Here is a 23,199-nt window from a genome sequence, read left to right on the forward strand (position 1 = left end):
CCCGACAGTCCTAGGACTGTCGCGCTCGCCCGCCTGCGCGCGCGGTCCTGGCGGACATGCGCGGTCCTGGCACACGCGATTCGCGCCAGCCCCCGCAGCTGCCCGGGCAAATTCGCATCGGCCCCCGCAGCTGCCCGGGCAATTCGCATCGGCCCCCGCAGCTGCCCGGGCAAATTCGCATCGGCCCCCGCAAATGCCCGGGCAGATCGCGCCGGGTCAGACCAGGGCGTCCGCCAGCAGCTCGAGGACGTGCCGGTAGCTCTCACCTGTCGCCCGGGTCATGCCCATCTCGCAGGTGCGGTTGACCGAGGCGTGCGCCGCCGAGCCCAGCGCGGCTACCTCGCGGGCCTCCTGCGCCGTGGCGGCGTCGGTGAGCTCGGGGTGCAGCATGCCGCGGTCCCCGGCGAAGGCGCAGCACCCCCAGGAGTCCGGGACGACCACCTCCTCGGACACGGCCTCGGCGACCGTCCGCAGGTGCGCGTCCAGCCCGAGCCGGGTCGAGGAGCACGTCGGGTGCAGGGTCAGCGACGGCAGCGTGCGGGCGATACGCCCCTGCGCGAGCAGCGTCGGCAGGACGCGCTCGGCGACGAAGGCCACGGCGTCGACCACGACGAGGTCCGGGGCGCCGTCGCCCACCCCGAGCAGCTCACGCAACCCTTCGGTGCATGAGCTGGCGTCGCTGAGCACCGGCAGCGCCCCGCCGTCGGTGGCCTCCCTCAGGGCGCCCAGGACCCGCGCACGCATCGCCTCGTGCCCGGCCCGCTGCCCCTTCGACTTCCACGGCGTCCCGCAGCACAGCCCACCGATCCCGTCAGGGGTGCGGATCCTGACCCCCGCTGCTGCGCAGATCCGCTGGACCGCGTCGGCCACCCCGCGGCCACCGTCGACAGGAGCGAAGAGGGTCGAGGTGCAGCTGGGGAACCACACCGCCTCGGCGCCCGCGTCGGAGATCTCCGGGCGGGACCGACCGCCGGCTGGCAGGTCCGCCGAGTGCTGCGGCACCCGTTCGGCGCCCAGCACCCCACGGGCCAAGGTGCTCGCGCCGCCCGCCACGACCGACGGGAGCGCGGCGGCCGCGGTGAGCGCACCACCGCCGGCCCGGGTGACCAGACCCCAGTGCTGCGCTGCGCTGCGCCAGGCGCGCGACTCGGCACCGCCGGTCTCCTCGGCCCGCAGCCGGCGCACCAGGTCGCCGGTGTTGATGAGCACCGGGCACGAGGTCTGGCACATCCCGTCGACCGCACAGGTCTGCACACCGTCGTAGGCGTACTCCGCGCGCAGCGCCGCGGCCAGCGCGTCGTCGCCGTCGGCCTCGGCGCGGGTCAGCTCGCGCCGCAGCACGATCCGCTCGCGGGGGGTGAGGGTGAGGTCGCGGCTGGGGCAGACCGGCTCGCAGTAGCCGCACTCCACGCACCGGTCCACCTCGTCCTCGACCGGCGGCGCGGTCTTGAGGTGGCGCAGGTGGGCGTGCGGGTCGTCGGTGATGAGCACTCCCGGCCCGAGGACGCCTCCCGGGTCGACGAGGGCCTTGACCTGCTGCATCACCCGGTAGAGGTTGTCGCCGACCTGCCGGCGGACGAAGGGGGCCATGATCCGCCCGGTGCCGTGCTCGGCCTTGAGCGTGCCGCCGCGGCGCAGCACGAGCTCGGCCATCTCCTCGGTGAAGTCGGCGTAGCGGCGCAGGTGCTCCAGCCCGGGCGGCACCGGCGCAGTCATGGGAGCCGTCCCCGGCGCTGCCGCGGGAGCCGTCCCCGGCGCTGTCATGGGCGCCGCCCTGTCGCCCCCTTCAACCGACAGCCTCCCGTCACCCGGATCATCCTCGTCACCGAAGTCCTCGGTGATCATGAAGTGGATGTTGCCGTCCTTGGCGTGCCCGAAGATCACCGCGTCCGCGTAGCCGTACCGGTCGAAGAGGGCGGTGAGCTCGGTGCAGGTGGGGCCCAGCTCGGGCACCGGGACGGCGATGTCCTCCAGCAGCGCGGTGGTGCCCGAGCGGCGGTTGCCGGCCACCGTGGTGAAGAGACCCTTGCGGGCGTGCCACAGCGCCGCCCGGCGTGTCGGGTCGCTGGTGAAGGTGGCCGCGTGCACCAGCGGCAGGCCGGCCCACAGTCCGTCGGTCTCGGCCAACCGGGCCTGCAGCGCCCCGTCGTCCGCCTCCTGCAGCTCCACCAGCAGCGCACAGTGCGCGGCGACGTCGAGCCCGGCGATCTCCTCGGGGCAGGCCGGGTCGCGCTGGGCGACGAGCAGGCTGCGGGCGTCGAGCAGCTCGACCGTCGCCGGGCCCGCGGCGACGATCTCCGGCAGGGCGCCGGTGGCCGAGGCCAGGTCGTCGAAGACGAGCAGCGCGGTCGCGGCGTGCGGGCGCACCGGCACGGTGCGGAAGGTGGCCTCGGCGACGAAGGCCAGCGTGCCCTCGCTGCCGATGACCAGGTGCTCGAGGATGCGCACCGGCGCGTCGTGGTCGACGAAGGCGTTCACCCCGTAGCCCATGGTGTTCTTGATCGCGTAGAGCGCGGCGATCCGCTCGGTCGCCGCCGGGTCGGCCCGGATCTCGTCCCGCAGCCGGGCCAGGCCGGCGTGCAGCGCGGGCTCGGCGCGGCGCAGCACCTCGTCCGCGTCGGGGGCCCCGGTGTCGACGACCGTGCCGCTGGGCAGCACGAGCACCGCCGACTCCAGGGTGCGGTAGGTGTTCGCGCTGGTCCCGCAGGCCATGCCGGAGGAGTTGTTGGCGACGACGCCGCCGATGGTGCAGGCGATCTCGCTGGCCGGGTCCGGCCCCAGCGCCGTGCCGTGCCGGCGCAGCCGGGCGTTGACGCTGCGCAGCACCGCACCCGGACCGCAGCGCACCCGGGCGCCGTCGTCGAGCACCTCGACGTCCCGGAATCCCTGCCGGGTGTCGGCGAGCACCCCGTCGGTGACCGACTGCCCGGACAGGCTGGTGCCCCCGGAGCGGAAGGTCACCGAGAACCCGTGCCGGTGGGCCGCCCGCAGCAGCGCGGCCACCTCCTCGACGTCGCCGGGGGTGACCACCGCCGACGGGGTGAGCAGGTAGTGCGAGGCGTCGTGCGCCGCGGCCAGCCGGTCGGTGGCCCGCAGACCGACCTGGTCGAGCGCCCCGCGCAGGGCGTCGGCCAGGCCGGCGTCGGTCTCCGGCAGCGGCGGCACGCTAGAGCTGCCGGGTGCTCAGCAGGTCGGCGATGTGCTCGGCCTGCCGGATCGCCAGCGCGACGATCGTCAGGGTCGGGTTCGCGGCGGCGCCGGTGGTGAAGACCGAGCCGTCGGAGACGAAGAGGTTCGGCACGTCGTGCGCCCGGCCCCAGCCGTCGACCACCCCGTCCTCGGGCCGCGCGCTCATCCGCGCCGTGCCGAGGTTGTGCGTCGAGGGGTAGGGCGGGGTGCGGTGGGTGCTGGTCGCCCCGACCGCGCCTAAGACCGTCTCCCCGGAGGCGTACCCGTGGTCGCGCAGCGCCACGTCGTTCGGGTGGTCGTCGAAGTGCACGTTCGGCACCGGCAGCCCGTGCTCGTCCTTGACCGTGGTGTTCAGCGAGACCCGGTTGCTCTCCTGGGGCATGTCCTCGCCGACGATCCACATCCCGGCGGTGCGCTGGTAGCGGTCGAGGAGGGCGGCGAAGTCGGGACCCCACGACCCCGGGTCGACGAAGGCGGCCATGAAGGCCGGGCCGAGCGAGATCGTCTCCATGTAGTACCCGCCGACGAACCCGCGGTCGGGGTCGTGGACCGACTCGTCGGCGATGAGCCCGGCCATGGTCTCGCCCCGGTACATCCGCACCGGCTGCTCGAAGTGCCCCCAGACGGTGCCGGTGGTGTGCCGCATGTAGTTGCGCCCCACCTGGCCGGAGGAGTTCGCCAGCCCCTGCGGGAAGCGCGGGGTGCCGGACAGCAGCAGCAGGCGCGGGGTCTCGATGGAGTTGGCGGCGACGCAGACCAGCCGCGCCGCCTGGCGGTGCAGGTTGCCCTCGGCGTCGAGGTAGAGCACGGCGTCGGCGCGGCCCTGGTCGTCGTGGGTGATCTGCACGGCCTGCGACTCGGGCCGCAGGTCGAGCCGTCCGGTGGCCGCGGCCCGCGGGATCTCCCGGACCAGGGTGGACCACTTCGAGCCGTTCTTGTCGCCCTGGAAGTTGAAGCCGTCCTGGATGGACGCGGGGCGGCCGTCGTACTCCTCGGCGTTCGTCGCGTACGGACCGGTGGCGTAGAAGCGGTAGCCCGCCTTCTCGGCGCCGTTGGCGAAGACCTTGTAGTTGTTGTTCGCCGGCAGCGGCGGGCGCCCGTGCACGTGGGTGGAGCCCATCGCCTGCTCGGCGCGGTCGTAGTAGGGCGCCAGGTCGTCGTAGGAGATCGGCCAGTCGAGCAGGTTCGCCCCGTCGACCCGGCCGTAGACGCTGCGGGCGCGCAGCTCGTGCGGCTTGAAGCGCGGGGTGGCCCCCGACCAGTGGGTGGTCGTCCCGCCGACCGCCTTGACGATCCACGCCGGCAGGTTGGGGAAGTCGCGGGCGATCCGCCACGAGCCCGAGGTGGTCCGCGGGTCCAACCAGGCCATCTGGTTGAAGGCCTCCCACTCGTCGTTGGTGTAGTCCTCGTGGGTCAGGTAGGGCCCGGCCTCGAGCACGACGACGGGGACCCCCTTCGCGGTGAGCTCGTGGGCCAGGGTGCCGCCGCCGGCGCCGGAGCCGACGATGACCACCGCCGGTTCGTCCTCCGGGACGGAGAAGCCGGTGACGCTGGTGCCGGGGGCCGGGGTCTGCTCGCTCGTCGTCACTTGGTGACCTCTTCCATGTCGGATGCCGTCGGTCCGGGCTGGTTCACCGGGTCGGCACCGCCGGCGGCCCCGGGCTGCGGCGCGGCGTGCGGGGGCGCGTCGGCGCCAGGGGCCATCTCGGGCGGGGTCTCGCCCTCGGGGAAGACGATCCGCGGGTCCGGCAGCCAGTCGAGGTCGTCGAAGCCGCGGTGCAGGTAGCCGCCCTGGTCGAAGGAGGGGCCCTCGTAGCCCAGCGCCTCCCACACCTCGGCGTCGTCGTAGAGGTTGAGCACGGCGGTGCGCCGGATGAAGCCGAAGAACTCGGTGCCCTCGACCCGGCGCAGCGCGCGCAGGGCGGCGTCGTCGTCGAGGTCGCGGAAGTCGCCGCCGGCCATCTGGTTGAGCGAGAGCAGCCCCTGGGCGAGCGCCATCCGGAACCACGTCTCGTTGCGGGCCTCGGTGAGGATCGTCTCGGCGGTCCGCTCGTAGGGGCCGTCCGGCACGCACTCGTGCGGGAAGGAGACCCGCAGCACCCGCACCAGGGTGGTCCGCGCCTCCTCGGTCAGCTCCACCGCGTTGAGCGAGGGGTACTTGGCAGGGAACACCATGGCGGTCTCCTTCGCGGGATCATCGTCGATCGGTGGCGCGACCGGAGCTCGTCGTCAGGTCGTGCCCGCTGGTCGCGAGGCTAGGTGAGCGACGGGGGTCGCCTCCATCGTCCTTCTCGCCCCATGAGAAGCCGCGCTTTGCCAGACTGTGGAACGGCGGTCGGCGCGGACGTCGGCGGTGGTCCGGCACGATCCCGGTCGGCGTGGACGGAGGAACCATGGCGAGCATCGCGGTGGTGCGACGCACCTTCGCCGTGCTGGAGGCGGTCGCGGCGCACGGCAGCGCGTCTGCGACGCAGATCGCCGACCGGCTGGAGATCCCGCTGCCGACCATCTACCGGCTGCTGCACGAGCTCGTCGAGACCGGCTACCTGGTGCACCTGCGGGAGGAGCGCAGCTTCGAGCTCGGGCCGAAGTGCTTCGACCTGGGGCTCTCCTTCCGGCAGCGGGTGGTGGCGCCCACCGCGATCCGGGAGGCGACCGACCAGCTGCACCGCAGCCTCGGCACCGCCGCCTACTTCGCCGTCTACCGCGGCGAGGACATCGTGCTGACCTACCTCTCGGACTGCGAGCAGCACCCGCGGTTGCGCCCGCTGCGCTTCGGCTTCCACGAGGCGGCGCACGCCACCGCCTTCGGCAAGATCCTGCTCGCCGGGATGCCGTCCGAGCAGCGTCTGGCCTACCTGGAGGCGCGCGGCACCCCGCGGCTGACCGCGGCGACGATGACCGACCGGGGCGCGATCGTCGCGCACCTCGACGAGGTGGCCTCGCGCGGGATCGCCTGGGAGCACGAGGAGTTCCTCGCCGGGCAGACGTGCGCCGCGGTCCCGGTGCGCAACAGCACCGGGCTGGAGGTCGCCTCGATGGCGATGAGCATGCCGTCGGCCCGGGCGGCCGGTCGGCACCGGCAGATCGAGAGCGCGCTGCGTGAGCTGGCCGGGCGCTGCTCGCGCTACCTGCGGATGAGCTGAGGCAGATCACGCGCGGTGCGTTCTCGCCCCGCGAGAGGGGTGGTTCTCCCGGTGGGCACCGGCTCAGCAGACTCGGCGGCACTCATCGTCGAGCACAGGAGAAGCCCATGAGCCAGCCACGAGTCGCCGTCGTCACCGGAGCCGCCCGAGGCATCGGCCGCGGGATCGCCGAGCGTCTGGGTGCCGACGGCCTGCACGTCGTCGTCGCCGACCTGCCCGCGATGAGGGACAGCAGCCAGGAGGTCGTCGACGCGATCTCGTCCGCCGGAGGCCAGGCCACCGCCGCCGACGTGGACGTCACCGACGAGGCCTCGGTCGAGGCGCTGGTCCAGGCCGCGGTCGCCGCCGGCGGGTCGCTGGACGTCTTCGTCGCCAACGCCGGCATCGCCCAGGTGGAGTACCTCGTCGAGTACTCCAAGGCCGACTTCGAGAAGATCCTCGACGTCAACGTCACCGGCGTCTTCCTCTGCTACCAGGCCGCCGCCCGGCAGATGATCGCCCAGGGCGGCGGCGGCAAGATCATCGGCGCCGCCTCGATCGTCGCCTTCCGCCCCTTCGCGCTGCTCTCGCCCTACTCGGCGTCGAAGTGGGCGGTGCGCGGGCTGACCCAGGGCGCGGCGATGGAGTGGGCGCGGCACGGGATCACCGTCAACGCCTACGGGCCCGGGATCGTCGGCACCGCGATGTGGGACCTCATCGACGAGAAGCTGGCCGCCGACGAGGGGCTGCAGAAGGGCGAGGCCATCGACAAGTACTCCCAGGAGATCCTGCTGGGCCGCGTCTCGGTGCCCGAGGACGTGGCCAACCTCGTCTCCTTCCTCGCCGGCCCCGACTCCGACTACGTCACCGGTCAGACGATGCTCGTCGACGGCGGCATGCAGTTCTCCTGACCCGACCTCGACCGACCCGCCCGACCCCAGACCCGTACCGCAGCACCCACCGAAGGAGCCGCAGCATGATCTTCATCGTCGTGAAGTTCCCCGTGAAGCCCGAGGCCGCCGAGCAGTGGCCGGAGCTCGTCCGGGGCTACACCGAGGCCACCCGCGCCGAGCCGGGCAACAAGTGGTTCGAGTGGTCGCGCAGCCTCGAGGACCCGAACGAGTACGTGCTCGTCGAGGCGTTCGAGGACGACGCCGCGGAGGCGCACGTGACCTCCGAGCACTTCCGGTGGGCGACCTCCGCCGACGGGCCGATGGTCCAGGCGCTGGCCGCGACACCACGGATCGTCTCCCGCCAGGTGGAGGGCGACGGCTGGGACGAGATGGGGGAGATGCGGGTCGGCTGAGCGCCACGTCCCCACCTGCGCAACTGCCCGGGCAATTCACCCCTGACCTGCGCAACTGCTCGGGCAATTTCGCCCCTGACGTGCGCAACTGCCCGGGCAATTTCGCCCCTGACGTGCGCAACTGCCCGGGCAATTCACCCCTGACGTGCGCAACTGCCCGGGCAATTCACCCCTGACCTGCGCAACTGCCCGGGCAATTCACCCCTGACCTGCGCAACTGCCCGGGCAGTTGCGCCTCGGAAGGAGCCGGGTTGGTCGGTCGGGCGGGTCAGGGGGCGGCGGGCGTCAGCGGCCCAGGGCCGCGGCGAGCTGGGTCGACCAGGCCCGCACCACGTGCGTCCGTCGTCGCGAGTCGTCGGTGAGCAGATCGCCCAGGCCGAGGCCGCGAGCCAGGTCGAGGGTGGCCTGCACCAGCGCCCGCTGCTGCGGGTCGGTGTCGTCGACCCCGAGCGCGGCCACCGCCATCGCGTGCGCCGAGCGGGCGAAGTGCCGTTCCAGCGGCAGCACGGTCTCGCGCAGCGCCGGGTCGGCGGCGGCCGCCGACCACACCTGCAGCGCCGCCCGGAAGTGCTCGCCGGTGTAGATCTCCACGAGGCGGACCACCACCGCGTGCACCCCGTCGGCGTCGGGCCGGCCGGCGTCGGTCTCTGTGGTGTCGCTCTCTGCGGGGTGGGTCTCGTCGGCGCCGGTGTCGTTCGTGCCGCTGCTCGTGCCGGCGCCCACGGTCGCGGTGAGCCGGTCGAGGTCGAGGCGACGCTCCTCGAAGATGTGCTCCAGGCCGGCGACGACGAGCGCCTCCCGGGTGGGGAAGTGGTGCTGCAGCGCCCCCCGGCTGATCCCGGCCTCGGCCGCGATCACCGCCATCGTCGAGGCCGCCCAGCCGCGCTCGGCGACGCAGCGCACGGTCGCCTCGAGCAGCCGCTGCCGGGTGACGCGGCTGCGGTCCTGCTTCGGCTCAGCCGCCCCACCGGTCGTCGGGGGCACCGCGGGACCGCCTTGCGATGTCCCCTCATCTCCGGGGGCCTCTGGGGATCCGGCTGACCCGTCGGCTGTGCCGGCGCTGGTGCCCGTCGGGCTCACCGCGCCCACCGCGGCGGGCGGCGCTCGAGGAAGGCGGTCATCCCTTCGCGGGCCTCGTCGCTCGAGAAGAGTCGCGAGGACTGCTCGGCCACCCGGTCCCGGTGGGTGTCCAGGTGGTCCACCAGCTCGTGGTTGAGCATCGTCTTGGTCTCCCGCAGCCCCTGGGGGGACGCGCCGGCGAATGCCTCGGTCAGCGCGGCGACCTCGTCGGCGACCTGCTGCTCGCTCTCGGCGGCCACCGTGACCAGGCCGCAGTTCCGCGCCTGCGCCGGGTCGAGGCGTTCCGCGGTGAGCAGGTAGCGGGAGGCCTCACGGGAGCCGATCCGGGGCAGCACGGTCAGCGAGATCACCGACGCCGCCAGGCCGAGGCGCACCTCGGTGAGCGCGAAGCTCGACGACGGCCCCGCCACGACGAGGTCGCAGGCAGCGACCAGGCCCATCCCGCCGGCCACGACGTGACCGTCGATCCGGCCGACCACCGGCTTGGGGTGGACGACGATCGCCCGCAGCAGATCGACGAGCTGGTCCGCCCGGGCGCGCGCCGGGTCACCGCCCTCGCCGCCGGTGGCCTCGCTGAGGTCGGCGCCGGCGCAGAACGTGCCGCCGGTGTGGGTGAGCACGACGCAGCGCACCGCGTCGTCCTCGGCCGCGGCCTGCAGCCCGGCGTGCAGCTCGCGCACCAGCTGGTCGGACAGGGCGTTGCGGTTGTGCGGGCTGTCCAGGGTGAGCACCGCCACCTGGCCGTCGACCGCTGACCGCACCCGTGGGTCGCTGCTCATGCCGGCTCGTCCTCCTGCTGCTCGTCGGTCTGCTGGTCGGTCTGCTCGTCGATGACGACGAGGGTGGCTCCCTGGTCCACGGTCTCGCCCGCGGCCGCGGAGAGCGCCTCGACCCTACCGGCGACGGTCGCGCTGACCGTGTGCTCCATCTTCATCGCCTCCAGGGTGAGCAGCGGCTGCCCGGCCACGACGTCGTCGCCGAGGGCGACGTGCACGGCGGCGACCGTGCCCGGCATCGGGGCGACCAGGGCCCCGGCCGGCGCCAGCCGAGACGGGTCGACGAAGCGGGGCACCTCGGCCAGCGTGCACGAGCCCTCGGCGCCGGTGACCGCGACCCGGGCGTGCGTGCTGCCGTCGGCCGAGGTGGCCCCGGCCAGCGGGTGCACCTGCAGCCGTCGTTGCACCCCGTCGACCTCGAGCATGACGAGCCCCGGCTCGGCCCGGACCAGCCGGGGGAGCGCTGCCGAGGCGCCCGTGCCCAACGTGGCCTCGGCCGTCTGCGTGCCGTCGACACTCTCGGTGCCCTGGGCACCCTCGTCATCGACCCGTGGCACCAGCACCCAGTCGTCCCGCTCCTGCCGGTAGGTCACTTCCAGCTCGCGCTCACCGATCCGGTAGCGCCGCCGCTGCGGCAGCGCGACGACGTTGCGGAAGCCGGTGCGCACCCCCGGCACCGGGGTCCGTCCGGCCTGGGCGGTGCGGGCGGCGTCGGCGGCCGCGGCGACCGCCGCGAGCCACGGGTCCAGCCCGGTGCCCCGAGTCAGCTCCGCCGGCGGGTTCCGGTCGTAGAAGCCGGTGTCGGCGGTCCCGGCCACCACCTCGGGGTGGGTCAGCGTGGCCACGAGCAGGTCCTGGTTCGTCGTCACCCCGTGCACCCTCGCCCGGCGCACCGCGGCGGCCAGCTCACGGACCGCCTCGGCGCGGGTCGGGGCGCGGGAGACCACCTTCGCCAGCATCGCGTCGTAGCGGGTGCCGACCACCGACCCGGTCTCCACACCGGAGTCCAGCCGGATCCCGTGCTCGGGCGGGACGGTGAAGCGGGTGTCGACGCCGGGGATGTCGACGAGCTCCAACGTCCCGGTCTGCGGGCGCCAGTCGTCCAGCGGGTCCTCGGCGTAGATCCGGGCCTCGACCGACCACCCGGTGGCGACCGGCTCGGGACCGGTGAGCCGCTCGCCCTGAGCCATCGCCAGCTGCAGGGCGACGAGGTCGGTGCCGGTGACGCACTCGGTGACCGGGTGCTCCACCTGCAGCCGGGTGTTCATCTCGAGGAAGGAGAAGTCCCCGTCCTCGGTGGCCAGCAGCTCGACGGTCCCGGCGCCGACGTAACCGACCGCGGCGGCCGCGGTACGGGCCGCGGCAAGGATCCGCTCGCGCATGTCTCCGCCGACCCGGGTCACCAGGGGGGACGGCGCCTCCTCGACGACCTTCTGGTGGCGGCGCTGCAGCGAGCACTCCCGCTCGCCGAGCGCCCACACCGTGCCGTGCTGGTCGGCCATGACCTGCACCTCGACGTGGTGGCCGGTCTCCAGGTAGCGCTCGCAGAAGACGGCCAGGTCGCCGAAGGCGGAGGCGGCCTCGCGGGAGGCCGAGGCGATCGCCTCGGGCAGGTCGGCCAGGGCGCGCACGATCCGCATGCCGCGCCCGCCGCCACCGGCGGAGGCCTTGACGAGCACCGGCAGCTGGCTCTCCTCGACGTGCTCCGGGTCGAGCCGGTCGAGCACCGGCACCCCGGCGGCGCGCATCGCCTCCTTCGAGGCGATCTTGCTGCCCATCACCTCGATCGCCTCCGGCGGCGGGCCGATCCAGGTCAGCCCGGCGGCGACCACCTCGCGGGCGAAGCCGGCGTCCTCGGAGAGGAAGCCGTAGCCGGGGTGGATCGCGTCCGCCCCGGCCCGGCGGGCGGCGGCGACGATCAGGTCCCCGCGCAGGTAGGTCTCGGCCGGTGCCTCGCCGGGCAGCCGCACCGCGGCGTCGGCCTCGGCGACGTGCGGGTCGTCGGCGTCGGCGTCGGAGAAGACGGCCACGGTGCCGAGGCCGCGGCGGGCGCAGGTGGCGATGACCCGGCGGGCGATCTCGCCGCGGTTGGCGACGAGCACGGTGCGCACGGGCCGCCCTGGGCCGAGATCGCGGGCGGTGGTGGCGCCGGGGGTGCGCCCGGCGTCGTGAGCAGTGTCCGGGGTGCTGTCAAGGGAGTCGGTCACGATCGGCCTCACATGCGGAAGACGCCGAAGCTCGAGGTGCCCTCGACCGGCGCGGAGTGGATGGCGGACAGCGCCAGCCCGAGCACGTCCCGGGTGTCGCGGGGGTCGATGATCCCGTCGTCGTAGACCATCCCGGAGAGCACCATCGGCATGGCCTCGAGGCTGATCTGCTGCTCGACGGCGTCCCGGATCATCCGGGCGCCCTCGTCGTCGAACGCCTTGCCCTGGGCCAGCGCGGACGCCTTGGACACCGAGTAGGTGACCTCGGCCAGCTGCTGCGCGCCCATCACCGAGGAGCGGGCCGAGGGCCAGGCGAAGACGAACCGCGGGTCGAAGGCCCGGCCGCACATGCCGTAGTGCCCGGCGCCGTAGGAGTTGCCGAGCAGCACCGACAGGTGCGGCACGGTGGAGTTGGAGACGGCGTTGATCATCATCGAGCCGTGCTTGATGATGCCGCCCTGCTCGTACTCCGCGCCGACCATGTAGCCGGTGGTGTTGTGCAGGAAGATCAGCGGGGTCTCGCTGCGGTTGGCCAGCTCGATGAACTGGGTCGCCTTCTGCGCCTCCTCGCTGAAGAGCACCCCGCGGGCGTTGGCCAGGATCCCCACCGGGTAGCCGTGCAGCCGCGCCCAGCCGGTGACCAGCGAGCTGCCGTAGAGCGGCTTCATCTCGTCGAGGTCGCTGTCGTCGACCACCCGGGCGATGACCTCACGGGGGTCGAAGGGGGTCTTGAGGTCCGGCGGCACGATGGAGAGCAGCTCCTCGGCGGGCAGCCGCGGCGGCAGCACCGGGCCGGGGTCGCGCCCGCCGCGGCGCCAGGCGAGCCGGGCGACGATGCGGCGGCCGATCCGGATCGCGTCCTGCTCGTCGAGGGCGTAGTGGTCGGCCAGCCCGGACACCTTGGCGTGCATCTCGGCGCCGCCGAGGGACTCGTCGTCGGACTCCTCGCCGGTGGCCGCCTTCACCAGCGGCGGCCCGCCGAGGAAGACCTTCGAGCGCTGCTCGATCATCACCACGTGGTCGCTCATCCCGGGCAGGTAGGCCCCGCCCGCGGTGGAGTTGCCGAAGACCAGCGCGATCGTCGGGATCCCCTCGCGGGAGAGCTGGGTGAGGTTGCGGAAGGTCGCCCCGCCGGGGATGAAGACGTCCTTCTGGGTGGGCAGGTCGGCGCCGCCGGACTCGACGAGCGAGATCACCGGGAGCCGGTTCTGCCGGGCGATGTCGTGCATCCGCAGCGTCTTGCGCAGCGACCACGGGTTGCTCGCGCCGCCCTTGACCGTGGGGTCGTTGGCGACGAGCAGGCAGTCCACCCCGCTGACCTGGCCGATGCCGGCGACCACGCTGCCGCCGACGGCGAAGTCGGAGCCGTAGCCGGCGAGCGTGGCCAGCTCGAGGAAGGGGGCGTCGGCGTCCAGCAGCAGCTCGATCCGCTCGCGGGCGGTGAGCTTGCCGCGGCCGTGGTGGCGGGCGACCGCCTTCTCCCCGCCCCCGGCGACCGCCCTCGCGGTCTCGGTGGCGATGTCCGCCAGCGAGGCGAGCATCGCCTCGCGGGCGGCGCCGGCCTCGGCGCTGCCGATCTCCAGCGTGCTGGTCAGGGTCGTCATGGCACCAGTCCCATCCGGGCGGCGGCCAGCTGGTCGAGCACCTCGACGGCGCCGCCGCCGATGCCGAGGATGCGCACGTCGCGGTACTGCCGTTCGATCTCGCTGCCGCGCATGTAGCCCGCGCCGCCGAAGAGCTGCAGCGCCTCGTGGGCGACGTGCTCGGCGGCCGCGGTGGCGGTGTTCTTGGCGAAGCAGACCGCCGGGACGAGGTCCTCCAGCGGCTCGCCGCGCTCGTGCCGGTCGACGACCGCGCGGGTGTAGGTGCGGGCCACCTCGGTGCGGCGGGTCATCTCGACGAGGGTCGCCTGCACCCGCTGCCGGGCGATGAGCGGCTCGCCGAAGGTGGTCCGCTCCCGGCACCAGGCGATGGCCAGGTCCAGGCAGCGGCGGGCCTGCCCGCAGGCCTGGGCGGCCATGGCGATCCGCTCGGTGAGGAAGGCGCTGCCGATGAGCGCGAAGCCGGCGTGCTCCGGGCCGACGAGGTTCTCCGCCGGGACCCGCACCCCGGTGAAGGCGAGCTCGGCGGTGTCCGAGGCGTGCCAGCCGAGCTTGTCCAGGCGGCGGGTCACCGTCACGCCGGGGGAGGAGGTGTCGATGACCAGCAGCGAGATGCCGAGCGAGCGGGGCCGGTCCTCGCCGCCGGTGCGCACCGCGGTGGTGAGGAAGTCGGCCCGCACCCCGGAGGTGATGTAGGTCTTCGCGCCGTCGACGACGAGCTCGTCGCCCTCGCGGCGGGCGCGGGTGCGCAGCCGGCCGACGTCGGAGCCGCCGTCCGGCTCGGTGACCGCGAGCGCCCCGATCTGCTCGCCGGCCAGGGTGGGGGTCACCCAGCGGGCGATCTGGTCGGGGTCGCCGGCGGTGACGATGTGCGGGCAGGCGATCCCGGCGGTGAAGAGCGAGGCGTAGACGCCGCCGGCGCCGCCGGCCTCGTGGAAGGCCTCGGTGACGGTGACCAGGGCGCGGGCTCCGCCGCCGCCCCCGCCGGCGTGCTCGGGGAAGGAGGCCCCGATGAGCCCGGCCCGTCCAGCGGTGGCGTGCAGGGCCCGCGGGATGAGCCCGTCGCGCTCCCAGTCGTCCTGGTGCCCGAGCACCTCGCGCTCGACGAAGGTCGTGGTGCTCGCCCGCAGCGCGACGAGCTCCCCGCTCGCCCACGGGTCGTGCTCGGGTGCGGCGGTGCCGTCGTGGGGTGCCGGTCCGGTGGCGGGTGTCACGGGCTCTCCTCGCTCGTCCTCGTCGCATCGTCCGGCGGGAGCAGGTGGGTGGGGATGTCGACCACCCTCGAGCGCAGCCACTCGCCGAGGCCCTTGGCCTGCGGGTCGAAGCGGGACTGCGAGGCGACCCCGTCACCGAGCAGGTCCTGCACGACGATGTTCACCGCGCGCAGCCGCGGCAGGTGGGTGACGGTCACCGGCAGGTCCGCGGTCTCCGGCAGCAGCCGGCGCACGGTCTCCGGGGTGAGCAGGCCGGAGAGCCACGGCCAGGCCGCGTCCTCGCGCACCCACACGCCGATGTTGGCGTGGCCGCCCTTGTCGCCGGAGCGGGCGCCGGCGATGGTGCCCAGCGGCACCCGCCGGGTGGGGCCGCCGATGGTCTCGCCGTGCGCAGGCTCGCCCGGGTGCGGCTGCGGTGCAACGGTGCGCTCCGGCGGGGGCACGGTCACGACGCTGCCGTCGTCGTGGACCACCTCGTGGGTGACCGCGTCCTGCGGCACGAACCCGGGGCGGTAGCTGCCGTAGGGCGCGCCGGCGCCGGGCGGGGCGAGGGTGTGGAAGCCGGGGTAGGAGCCGAGCGCGATCTCCACCGCGGCCGAGGAGAAGGCACGCCCGACGACCGCCGGGTCCGGGTCGCGCACCACGACGCTCAGCAGCGCCGAGGCCTCCTGCTCGGTGGCCGCGTCCGGGTGGTCGGTGCGGGCCAGGGTCCAGGTGGTGCTGGCCGGCGTCGTGGTCATCGAGGCCTCGAGCTGGCGGCGGACCAGCGCCGCCTTCGCCTCGACGTCGAGACCGGTGAGCACCATCGTCATCTCGTTGCGGTGACCGCCGAGCGAGACGCAGGAGACCTTGAGGTCCGGCGGGGGCGGCTCGCCGACGACCCCGGAGATGGCCACCCGGTCCGGGCCGTCCTGGCGCAGCGTCACGGTGTCCAGCCGGGTGGTGACGTCCGGTCCGAGGTAGCGGGCGTCGCCGATCTCGTAGAGCAGCTGGCCGGTGACGGTGTCGACGTCGACGGCGCCGCCGGTGCCGGGGTGCTTGGTGATGACGCTGCTGCCGTCCCGGTGGATCTCGGCGATCGGGAAGCCGGGGCGGAGCAGGTCGTCGATCTCGGTGAAGAAGGGGTGGTTGCCGCCGGTCGCCTGGGTGCCGCACTCGATGACGTGCCCGGCTGCGGTGGCTCCGGCGAGGGCGTCGAGGTCGTCGCGGCCCCAGCCGAAGCGGGCGATCGCCGGGCCGATGACCACGGAGGCGTCGGTGACCCGGCCGGTGACGACGACGTCGGCGCCACCGGCGACCGCGTCGGCGATGCCGAAGGCGCCGAGGTAGGCGTGCGCCGCCAGCGGCTCACCGAGCCCGAGCTCGCCGGCCCGTGCGGTGAGGTCGTCGCCGCGCACGTGCGCCACCCGGGGGTGCAGCCCCTGCTCGGCGGCGAGCTCGCGGATGGCGGTGACCAGGCCCGGGGTGTTCGCGCCGCCGGCGTTGGCGACGATCGTCACCCGCCGGTCCAGGGCCAGGCCGAGGCAGTCCCGCAGCTGGCGCACGAAGGTCTTGGCGTACCCGGTGCTCGGGTCCTTGGCGCGGTCCCGGCCGAGGATGAGCATGGTCAGCTCGGCGAGCCAGTCGCCGGTGAGCACGTCCAGGGGGCCGTCCTGCAGCATCTCGCGCATGGCGTCGAGCCGGTCGCCGTAGAAGGCGGAGCAGCTCCCCACCCGCAGCACGTCGGACCCGGAGCCGGTCCCGGCCCTGGGGCTGGTCACGGTGCTCGTCACGGCGCTGGTCATGGCGCTCGTCATCGGGCCCCCTTCGGAGCCCCGGCGAAGGCCTGGGCGAAGGTCAGCCACGCGGCCGCCTCCCCGGTGGCCCGCAGCCCGGTCTCCTGGACCGGGCGGCGCTGGGTGACGACGAGGCAGAAGTCGAGGGCGCTGCCGCGCACCGTGCCGGCCACCTCGTCGGTGTCGTCGTGCCAGGTCCACGTGCCGCCGCCGGGGGAGTCGAGCTCGACGGCGAAGGGCGCGGTCGGCGGGGTCCGGCCGTGCAGCCCGTAGGCGTAGTCGCGGGTGCGCACGCCGAGGTGGGCGACGTCGCGCAGCCGGTCGGTAGGGGTGCGCTCCACGCCCAGGGCGTCGGCGACGTCCTGGCCGTGCGCCCAGGTCTCCATGAGCCGGGCGGTGGCCATCGACCGGGGGCTCATCGGTGGCCCGAACCACGGGATGCGGGTGTCCGCGGGCGCCCCGTCGAGCGCCGCGGCCAGGGCGGACCTGGCCTCGCGCCACCGGGCGAGCAGCGCGGCGGGCCCCGCGGAGACCCCTTCCTCGGCCATCCGGTCCACGTGGTGCTCCGGGTCGGCCAGGGCGGCCTCGATCTGCGCGGCGAAGCCGTCGGGGTCGGTGGCGGCCACCAGCGCCACCTCGTCGGTCCAGGCGAGGTGGGCGATCTGGTGGGCGATGCTCCAGCCCGCCGCTGGGGTGGGGCGGGCCCACTCCGGCTCGGGCAGGTCGCGGACGAGGGCATCCAGATCGGCGGACTCGGCGGTGAGTGCGGCCACGGTCGAGGGCATGCCCGGCAGGCTGGCACGCGCTGATGACAAAAGCAAGCATGCTTGCTTTTTTTGCGACGGCGGGACTAGCGTGCCGTCATGCGGTTCACCGACGAGCACGCGGCCTTCCGTTCGAGCGTGCGCTCCTTCGTCTCCAGCGAGATCGACCCCCATGCCGACGCCTGGGAGGAGGCCGGCGTCTTCCCGGCGCACGACCTCTTCCCGAAGGCGGCCGCGCTCGGCCTGCTCGGCCTGGAGTACGACCCGCAGGACGGTGGGGAGGGCGCCGACCACTCCTTCCAGATGATCGCCGCCGAGGAGCTCGGCCGCAGCGCGTCCGCCGGCGTGGCGATGGCGATCGGTGTGCAGTCGATGATGGCCACCCCCTCGTTGGCGCGCTACGGCAGCGCCGAGCTGCGCCGCGACTACCTGGCCCCGGCGATCGCCGGCACCGCGGTCGCCTCGATCGCGGTCACCGAGCCGGACACCGGCTCGGACGTCGCCCGGCTGCGCACCAGGGCCCGCCGGGACGGTGACGACTGGGTGATCACCGGGCGGAAGTTCTACATCACCAACGGCACCCAGGCCGACTGGATCTGCCTGCTGGCGCGCACCTCGGACGAGGGCGGCTACCGCGGGATGTCCCAGATCGTCGTGCCCACCGACAGCCCGGGCTTCTCGGTCGCCCGCAGCCTGCGCAAGCTCGGCAACCACAGCAGCGACACCGCCGAGCTGGTCCTCGACGACGTGCGGGTGCCGGTGAGCAGCACCATCGGCGAGATCGGCCGCGGCTTCCAGCAGCAGATGGAGCAGTTCGTCATCGAGCGGATGTACGCCGCCTACTCCACCGTCGGCGCCTGCGACCTCGCGCTGGAGCGCACCCGTCGCTACGCCCTGGAGCGGGAGGTCTTCGGCACCCCGCTGGCCAGCAAGCAGTACATCGCCTTCCGGCTCACCGAGCTGGCCGCCCAGGTGGACCTGCTGCGCAGCCACAACACCGCGGTCTGCGAGGCCTACCTCGCCGGCGAGGACATCACCCGCAGCGCCAGCGTCGCCAAGCTCACCGCCGGGCGGCTCTTCCGCGACGTCGCCGACACCTGCCTGCAGGTGCACGGCGGGGCCGGCTACCTCGAGGAGACCTGGACCGCCCGCCTCTTCCGGGACGCCCGGCTCGGCTCGATCGGTGGCGGCGCCGACGAGGTGATGCTGCAGGTGCTCGCCCGGATGGACGGGCTGCCCGCCTGAGCGAAGGGGGCCGGCCCCTTCGCACCACGAACCGCCGTACCGGAGCACCCAGGCGAGGAACACGGGACCGACGAGCACCGCACGAGGACCCACCGCACGACGACCACCGCAGCCAGGAACGCACAGGAGGACGCACAGCATGAGTACGCCGAGCACGAGCACCGACCGCACCCTGCAGGGCCGCACCATCCTCATGTCCGGCGGCAGCCGGGGGATCGGGCTGGCCATCGCCCTTCGCGCCGCCCGGGACGGGGCCAACGTGGCCCTGCTGGCCAAGACCGACCAGCCGCACCCACGGCTGGAGGGCACCATCCACACCGCCGCCGCAGCCATCGAGGAGGCCGGCGGCCAGGCGCTGCCGGTGCTCGGCGACGTCCGCTCCGAGGAGTCGGTGGCCGAGGCGGTCGAGCGCACCGTGGAGCGCTTCGGCGGGATCGACGTCGTCGTCAACAACGCCAGCGCCATCGACCTCTCCGCCACGCCCGAGCTGTCGATGAAGTCCTACGACCTCATGCAGGACATCAACTGCCGCGGCTCCTTCCTGCTCGCCCGGACCGCCTTTCCGCACCTGCAGGCATCGGCGGCCGCGCACGTGCTCACCCTCTCGCCGCCGATCAACCTCGCGCCGCGCTGGGCCGGCGCGCACCTGGGCTACACCATCGCCAAGTACGGGATGAGCCTGGTCACGCTCGGGCTGGCGGAGGAGTGGCGCGAGCACGGGATCGCCGCCAACTCGCTGTGGCCGCGCACGACGATCGCCACCGCCGCGGTGGCCAACCTGCTCGGCGGCGATGCCGCGATCGCCCGCACCCGCAGCCCGGAGATCATGGCCGACGCCGCGCACGCCGTGCTCATCCGCGACCCGCGCGAGGCCACCGGCGGCTTCCTCATCGACGACGAGGTGCTCGCCGAGGAGGGGGTCACCGACCTCTCCGGCTACGGCGGCGACCCCGAGCAGCTGGACATCGACCTCTTCCTCGACGAGCGCCCCTGACCCGCCCACCAGCCGCACCGGAAGGACCCGCCATGAAGCCCGATCTCTCCCAGGTCGACCCGCTGGGCTACAACCTGGCCACCCGCACCAACCTCGGTGATGTCGTCGTCCGGACGGCGGCGCTCTTCCCGGACCGGGTCGCGGTGGTCGACCGCGGCGAGGAGATCACCTACGCGCGACTCGCCGAGACCGTCGACCGGCTCGGGCACGGGCTGCGCAGCCTCGGCCTGGAGCCGGGCACGCCGGTGGCGCTGACGATGATGAACTCCTGGCAGATGCTGGCGACCTACTACGCCTGCGCCCGGGCCGGGCTGGTCTGTATGCCGACGAACTTCCTGCTCAGCGCCGACGACCAGCGCTGGATCCTCGACGACGCCCGGCCGGCTGCGCTGGTCACCGACGCCGCCTTCCGCCCGCTGCACGAGCAGCTGCTGCCCGGGCTGGAGAGCGTCACCGCGGTGGTGATCACCGACGAGAGCGACCCGGAGCCGGTCGCCGGGCGGGACACCCGCTCCTGGCGGGGGCTGGTGGACCAGGCGCCGGACGGCCCGGTGGAGGTGATCGTCGAGGACCGGGACACCGTGCAGTGCCTCTACACCTCCGGCACCACCTCGAGGCCGAAGGGGGTGCTGGTCAGCCACGCGGCGGTGCACACCGCGCTGCTGTCCAACGCGCTGGCGATCCGGATGTCCTGGGGGCCGAACCCGCCGGTGATGCTCGTCGTGCTGCCGATGTTCCACGTCACGGCGCTGAACACGCTCTCCATGCCGGTGATCCTCATGGGCGGGACGGTGGTGCTCGTCGGTGCCGCCTTCGACCCGGCGCTCAGCCTGGACGCCATGGAGCAGCAGCGGGCCACGCACACGATGATGCTGCCGATGATGCACCAGGCGTGCGTGGCCGAGCAGCAGCGGCGGCAGCGCGACCTCAGCTCGGTGACCACGGCGATCTACGCGATGGCGCCGATGCCGGAGGAGCTGCTCGAGGAGGTGGACCGGCTCTACCCGCAGGCCGAAGTCATCCTCGGCTCCGGGCAGACCGAGGTGGTGCCGGCGACGACGATGCAGTGGCCCGAGCACCGGCGCACCGCGGCCGCCTCGTGGGGACCGCAGGCGGTCTCGGTGCTGACGAAGACGATGGGTCCGGACGGTCGCGTGCTCGGCCCGGGGGAGACCGGTGAGATCGTCTACCGCGCCCCGAACGTGTGCTCCGGCTACTGGAACAACCCCGGTGCCAACGCCGAGGCCTTCGCCCACGGCTGGTTCCACTCCGGCGACATCGGGCACCTCGACGAGGACGCGGTGATCTGGTTCACCGACCGGCTCAAGGACATCATCAAGTCCGGCGGGGAGAACGTCTCCTCGGTGGCCGTCGAGGCGGTCGTGCTCGGCGCCGAAGGGGTGGCCGAGGCTTCGGTAGTCGGGGTGCCGCACGAGCGCTGGGGTGAGGCGGTGTGCGCGGTGGTCGTCGCTGACGGGAGCGTCCCGGAGGCGGAGCTGGAGGAGCGGGTGGTCGCGCACGCCAAGCAGCGGCTCGCCGGCTTCCAGGTGCCCAAGTCGGTGGTGGTGGTCGCCGAGCTGCCGAAGACCGCAACCGGCAAGATCCTCAAGCAGCAGGTGCGCGAGGTGGTCCGCTGACGCGCGGCGAGGCCCGTGTGGGTGATCGCGCGCCGCACGTGCGCGCGCCATCACAGCAGGCCTACCTGTTCGCACGCTGCACCTGAGCGCGCCATCGAACCGCGCGCCGCACCCGACAAGCGCTCGGTTCCCGGGGAAGCCTTCTCCGGGGACCGAGCCTTTATCGGGTTACCCGATAAAGGCATCGGGGGCGGGACAAAGGCGAGCATCGGGTAAGGACTTCACCAACGAGAGGTGACGTCGGCCCTGTCCGGGGCGCGCGTGTGGCTCAATGACCTCGGTTCCACCTGGAGCCACCCCTGCCGAGACGCCACCCGCCCCCACCGAGGAGCAGCTCCCCATGACCTATCCCGCCCGTATCGGCCTCGGCCTGGCCGCCGCGGTGGCCCTGGCCGCCGCCACCACCGGCCCCAGCGCCGCCCAGACGACCACCGCCACCGACACCGAGGCAGCAGAGGCCCAGAGCGTGGCAGCGGCCACGTCGGCTGCCACCACCGCCCTCTCCTCGGCCGCCGCTGCGGCCGGCACCGCGGCCGCCGCCGACACCCAGGTCGCCGCCGCGCCGACCGCCGCCGAGACCACCACCGCGCCGGGGGACTGGGGCGACCGCTGGGCGAACGTCAACATCCTCTCCTTCAGCGACTTCCACGGTCACCTCGAGCCGACCGACCCGCCGCTGGACGAGCAGGTCGACCCGAGCCAGACCCCGGTCGGTGGCGCGGAGCACCTGGCCGGTCACATCGACAAGCGTCGGACCGCCAACTCCGTCGTCGTCTCGGCCGGCGACAACATCGGCGGCTCCACCTTCCTCTCCGGGCTCTTCCACGACGAGCCGACCATGGAGATCCTCGACTCGATGGGGGTCGCCGCCTCGGCGGTCGGCAACCACGAGTTCGACGAGGGCACCAACGAGCTGCTGCGCATGCAGCACGGCGGCGCCCACTGGAAGGACGGCACCTACGTGCCGGGCGAGCCCTACGCCGGCGCGGACATGCAGTACCTGGCCGCGAACGTCTACAACACCAAGAACGGTCGGCGCATCCTTCCCGGCACCAGCGTGCAGGAGGTCAACGGCGTCAAGGTCGGCTTCATCGGCCTGGTCACCCCGGAGACCACGAGCCTGGTCTCGCCGGGCGGGATCTCCTCGATCCGCTTCGACGAGATGGCCAAGCGGGCCAACTACGCCGCCAGCTGGCTGCGCCACGCCAAGGGGGTCGAGACGATCGTCGTGCTGGTCCACGAGGGCGGCGACCAGGACGGCGGGCTCAACGACTGCGACAACCTCTCCGGGCCGATCACCGAGCTCAACGACGGGATGAGCAGCCTCATCGACGGGGTCGTCACCGGGCACACCCACGCCTCCTTCAGCTGCACCCTCAAGGACTGGCGCGGCGGCGAGCGCCCGGTCGTCGCCAGCGGGGACTGGGGCCGCGCCTTCAACCAGATGAAGTTCATCGTCGACCGCCGCACCGGTGACGTCGTCAAGCGCTACAGCTCGGCCCGCAACTACCTCACCACCCGCGACGTCAGCGACGACGAGGTGGCCGGGATCGTGCAGAAGTGGTCCGACCTCGCCGGCGAGCGCCGCGCCGAGGTGGTCGGCACGGTGGCCGAGGACGTCACCGGTGACGCCAGCGGCGACCGCGGCATCGAGACCCCGATGGCGAACCTCGTCGCCGACTCGATCCTCTGGGGCACCCGTGACCCGGAGGACGGCGGCGCCGACGTGGCCTTCATGAACGTCGGCGGCGTGCGTTCGTCGTTCCTGCGCAGCCAGGTCAGCAACGGCGAGGAGGTCGGCGAGATCACCTACGAGGAGGCCTACCGGGTCGCCCCCTTCGGCAACCTGCTGGTGACCGTCGACATGACCGGCGCGCAGATCAAGGAGGTGCTCGAGCAGCAGTACGACCCCGAGCGGGGCCGCCAGTACCTCGCCCTCGGGGTCTCCGACGGCTTCACCTACACCTGGGACGACAGCCAGCCGCAGGGCTCGAAGGTCTCCGGCATGGAGCTGGACGGCCAGCCGGTCGAGGACGGCACCACCTACCGGGTGGCCACGCTGAGCTTCCTGCAGCAGGGCGGTGACTCCTTCACCGCCTTCGAGCAGGGCACCAACCTGCTCGGCGGCCCGGAGGACCTGGAGAACCTCATCGGCTACCTCAGCACCCACGAGCGGCTCACCCCGCCGGCGGACCGGGTCAGCGGTCTCTGAGCCGTCCCGTCGCCACCTCGGCCCGGCCCCGTCCTGGGGCCGGGCCGTCGTGCGTCCTGGCCGAGGTGCGTCCT

17 protein-coding genes are annotated in these 23,199 nt (G+C 73.5%); 7 read left to right on the forward strand and 10 right to left on the reverse strand.

Annotated elements, in window-relative coordinates:
• Positions 1–216: 216 nt before the first annotated feature.
• The 3 genes from BJY28_RS11160 to BJY28_RS11170 form a co-directional block, all read right to left on the reverse strand.
• The gene (locus tag BJY28_RS11160) at positions 217–3,165 is read right to left on the reverse strand and encodes an FAD-binding and (Fe-S)-binding domain-containing protein (protein WP_343037075.1); all 2,949 of its coding nucleotides are present in this window, start codon (positions 3,163–3,165) and stop codon (positions 217–219) included.
• Between the two features lies 1 nt (position 3,166).
• Positions 3,167–4,702: a GMC family oxidoreductase gene (locus BJY28_RS11165; protein ID WP_343037171.1), complete on the reverse strand. Its 1,536-nt coding sequence runs from the start codon at positions 4,700–4,702 to the stop codon at positions 3,167–3,169.
• 71 nt (positions 4,703–4,773) lie between these two features.
• Positions 4,774–5,364: a hypothetical protein gene (locus tag BJY28_RS11170; protein ID WP_179463082.1), complete on the reverse strand. Its 591-nt coding sequence runs from the start codon at positions 5,362–5,364 to the stop codon at positions 4,774–4,776.
• A 218-nt stretch (positions 5,365–5,582) separates the two neighbouring features.
• On the opposite strand from BJY28_RS11170, the gene BJY28_RS11175 reads away from it, so the two are divergent.
• The 3 genes from BJY28_RS11175 to BJY28_RS11185 all read left to right on the forward strand — a co-directional run bounded on the left by BJY28_RS11175 (position 5,583) and on the right by BJY28_RS11185 (position 7,620).
• The gene (locus BJY28_RS11175; protein WP_179463083.1) at positions 5,583–6,335 is read left to right on the forward strand and encodes an IclR family transcriptional regulator; all 753 of its coding nucleotides are present in this window, start codon (positions 5,583–5,585) and stop codon (positions 6,333–6,335) included.
• A gap of 107 nt (positions 6,336–6,442) precedes the next feature.
• Complete coding sequence (locus tag BJY28_RS11180; RefSeq protein WP_179463084.1) at positions 6,443–7,225, forward strand: SDR family oxidoreductase; 783 nt, start codon at positions 6,443–6,445, stop codon at positions 7,223–7,225.
• Positions 7,226–7,290: 65 nt separating this feature from the next.
• Positions 7,291–7,620, forward strand: a complete 330-nt coding sequence (locus BJY28_RS11185; protein ID WP_179463085.1) for a putative quinol monooxygenase — start codon at positions 7,291–7,293, stop codon at positions 7,618–7,620.
• Between the two features lie 285 nt (positions 7,621–7,905).
• Here BJY28_RS11185 and BJY28_RS11190 read toward each other — a convergent pair whose 3' ends face one another.
• The 7 genes from BJY28_RS11190 to BJY28_RS11220 all read right to left on the reverse strand — a co-directional run bounded on the left by BJY28_RS11190 (position 7,906) and on the right by BJY28_RS11220 (position 17,058).
• On the reverse strand, positions 7,906–8,604 hold the full coding sequence (locus BJY28_RS11190) for a TetR family transcriptional regulator (protein WP_179463086.1): 699 nt from the start codon (positions 8,602–8,604) through the stop codon (positions 7,906–7,908).
• 92 nt (positions 8,605–8,696) lie between these two features.
• On the reverse strand, positions 8,697–9,479 hold the full coding sequence (locus BJY28_RS11195) for an enoyl-CoA hydratase family protein (RefSeq protein WP_179463087.1): 783 nt from the start codon (positions 9,477–9,479) through the stop codon (positions 8,697–8,699).
• The gene (locus BJY28_RS11200; protein WP_218875308.1) at positions 9,476–11,683 is read right to left on the reverse strand and encodes an ATP-binding protein; all 2,208 of its coding nucleotides are present in this window, start codon (positions 11,681–11,683) and stop codon (positions 9,476–9,478) included. The genes BJY28_RS11195 and BJY28_RS11200 overlap by 4 nt, the downstream gene beginning before the upstream one ends.
• A gap of 8 nt (positions 11,684–11,691) precedes the next feature.
• Positions 11,692–13,287 carry an acyl-CoA carboxylase subunit beta gene (locus BJY28_RS11205; RefSeq protein WP_179463088.1) on the reverse strand — a complete coding sequence of 532 codons (1,596 nt, stop codon included), beginning with the start codon at positions 13,285–13,287 and terminating at the stop codon, positions 11,692–11,694.
• Entirely contained in the window at positions 13,284–14,498 is a 1,215-nt protein-coding gene (locus tag BJY28_RS11210; protein WP_179463089.1) for an acyl-CoA dehydrogenase family protein, read from the reverse strand. Before BJY28_RS11210 ends, BJY28_RS11205 begins: the two co-directional genes overlap by 4 nt.
• Positions 14,495–16,294, reverse strand: a complete 1,800-nt coding sequence (locus tag BJY28_RS11215; RefSeq protein ID WP_246313391.1) for an acyclic terpene utilization AtuA family protein — start codon at positions 16,292–16,294, stop codon at positions 14,495–14,497. The genes BJY28_RS11210 and BJY28_RS11215 overlap by 4 nt, the downstream gene beginning before the upstream one ends.
• Positions 16,291–17,058: a TIGR03084 family metal-binding protein gene (locus BJY28_RS11220; RefSeq protein WP_179463090.1), complete on the reverse strand. Its 768-nt coding sequence runs from the start codon at positions 17,056–17,058 to the stop codon at positions 16,291–16,293. The genes BJY28_RS11215 and BJY28_RS11220 overlap by 4 nt, the downstream gene beginning before the upstream one ends.
• Positions 17,059–17,136: 78 nt before the next feature.
• Between BJY28_RS11220 and BJY28_RS11225 the strand changes: the two genes are divergently transcribed.
• The 4 genes from BJY28_RS11225 (at position 17,137) to BJY28_RS11240 (ending at position 23,125) form a co-directional block, all read left to right on the forward strand.
• A complete protein-coding gene (locus BJY28_RS11225; protein ID WP_179463091.1) occupies positions 17,137–18,282 on the forward strand; it encodes an acyl-CoA dehydrogenase family protein in 1,146 nt (381 codons plus the stop codon).
• A 139-nt stretch (positions 18,283–18,421) separates the two neighbouring features.
• Positions 18,422–19,276, forward strand: a complete 855-nt coding sequence (locus tag BJY28_RS11230) for an SDR family oxidoreductase (protein WP_179463092.1) — start codon at positions 18,422–18,424, stop codon at positions 19,274–19,276.
• Between the two features lie 32 nt (positions 19,277–19,308).
• A complete protein-coding gene (locus BJY28_RS11235) occupies positions 19,309–20,913 on the forward strand; it encodes a class I adenylate-forming enzyme family protein (protein WP_179463093.1) in 1,605 nt (534 codons plus the stop codon).
• Between the two features lie 340 nt (positions 20,914–21,253).
• Complete coding sequence (locus BJY28_RS11240) at positions 21,254–23,125, forward strand: bifunctional metallophosphatase/5'-nucleotidase (RefSeq protein ID WP_179463094.1); 1,872 nt, start codon at positions 21,254–21,256, stop codon at positions 23,123–23,125.
• The last annotated feature ends 74 nt before the right edge of the window (positions 23,126–23,199 follow it).

Source organism: Janibacter alkaliphilus, from assembly GCF_013408565.1.
In the GTDB taxonomy this organism is placed as follows: domain Bacteria; phylum Actinomycetota; class Actinomycetes; order Actinomycetales; family Dermatophilaceae; genus Janibacter; species Janibacter alkaliphilus.

Bases quoted from the DNA above. Each gene is read 5' to 3' on its own strand.
- BJY28_RS11170 (WP_179463082.1), bottom strand. From the start codon at position 5,364: ATGGTGTTCCCTGCCAAGTACCCCTCGCTCAACGCGGTGGAGCTGACC.
- BJY28_RS11175 (WP_179463083.1), top strand. From the start codon at position 5,583: ATGGCGAGCATCGCGGTGGTGCGACGCACCTTCGCCGTGCTGGAGGCG.
- BJY28_RS11180 (WP_179463084.1), top strand. From the start codon at position 6,443: ATGAGCCAGCCACGAGTCGCCGTCGTCACCGGAGCCGCCCGAGGCATC.
- BJY28_RS11185 (WP_179463085.1), top strand. From the start codon at position 7,291: ATGATCTTCATCGTCGTGAAGTTCCCCGTGAAGCCCGAGGCCGCCGAG.
- BJY28_RS11195 (WP_179463087.1), bottom strand. From the start codon at position 9,479: ATGAGCAGCGACCCACGGGTGCGGTCAGCGGTCGACGGCCAGGTGGCG.
- BJY28_RS11205 (WP_179463088.1), bottom strand. From the start codon at position 13,287: ATGACGACCCTGACCAGCACGCTGGAGATCGGCAGCGCCGAGGCCGGC.
- BJY28_RS11215 (WP_246313391.1), bottom strand. From the start codon at position 16,294: ATGACGAGCGCCATGACCAGCGCCGTGACGAGCACCGTGACCAGCCCC.
- BJY28_RS11220 (WP_179463090.1), bottom strand. From the start codon at position 17,058: ATGCCCTCGACCGTGGCCGCACTCACCGCCGAGTCCGCCGATCTGGAT.
- BJY28_RS11225 (WP_179463091.1), top strand. From the start codon at position 17,137: ATGCGGTTCACCGACGAGCACGCGGCCTTCCGTTCGAGCGTGCGCTCC.
- BJY28_RS11230 (WP_179463092.1), top strand. From the start codon at position 18,422: ATGAGTACGCCGAGCACGAGCACCGACCGCACCCTGCAGGGCCGCACC.
- BJY28_RS11235 (WP_179463093.1), top strand. From the start codon at position 19,309: ATGAAGCCCGATCTCTCCCAGGTCGACCCGCTGGGCTACAACCTGGCC.
- BJY28_RS11240 (WP_179463094.1), top strand. From the start codon at position 21,254: ATGACCTATCCCGCCCGTATCGGCCTCGGCCTGGCCGCCGCGGTGGCC.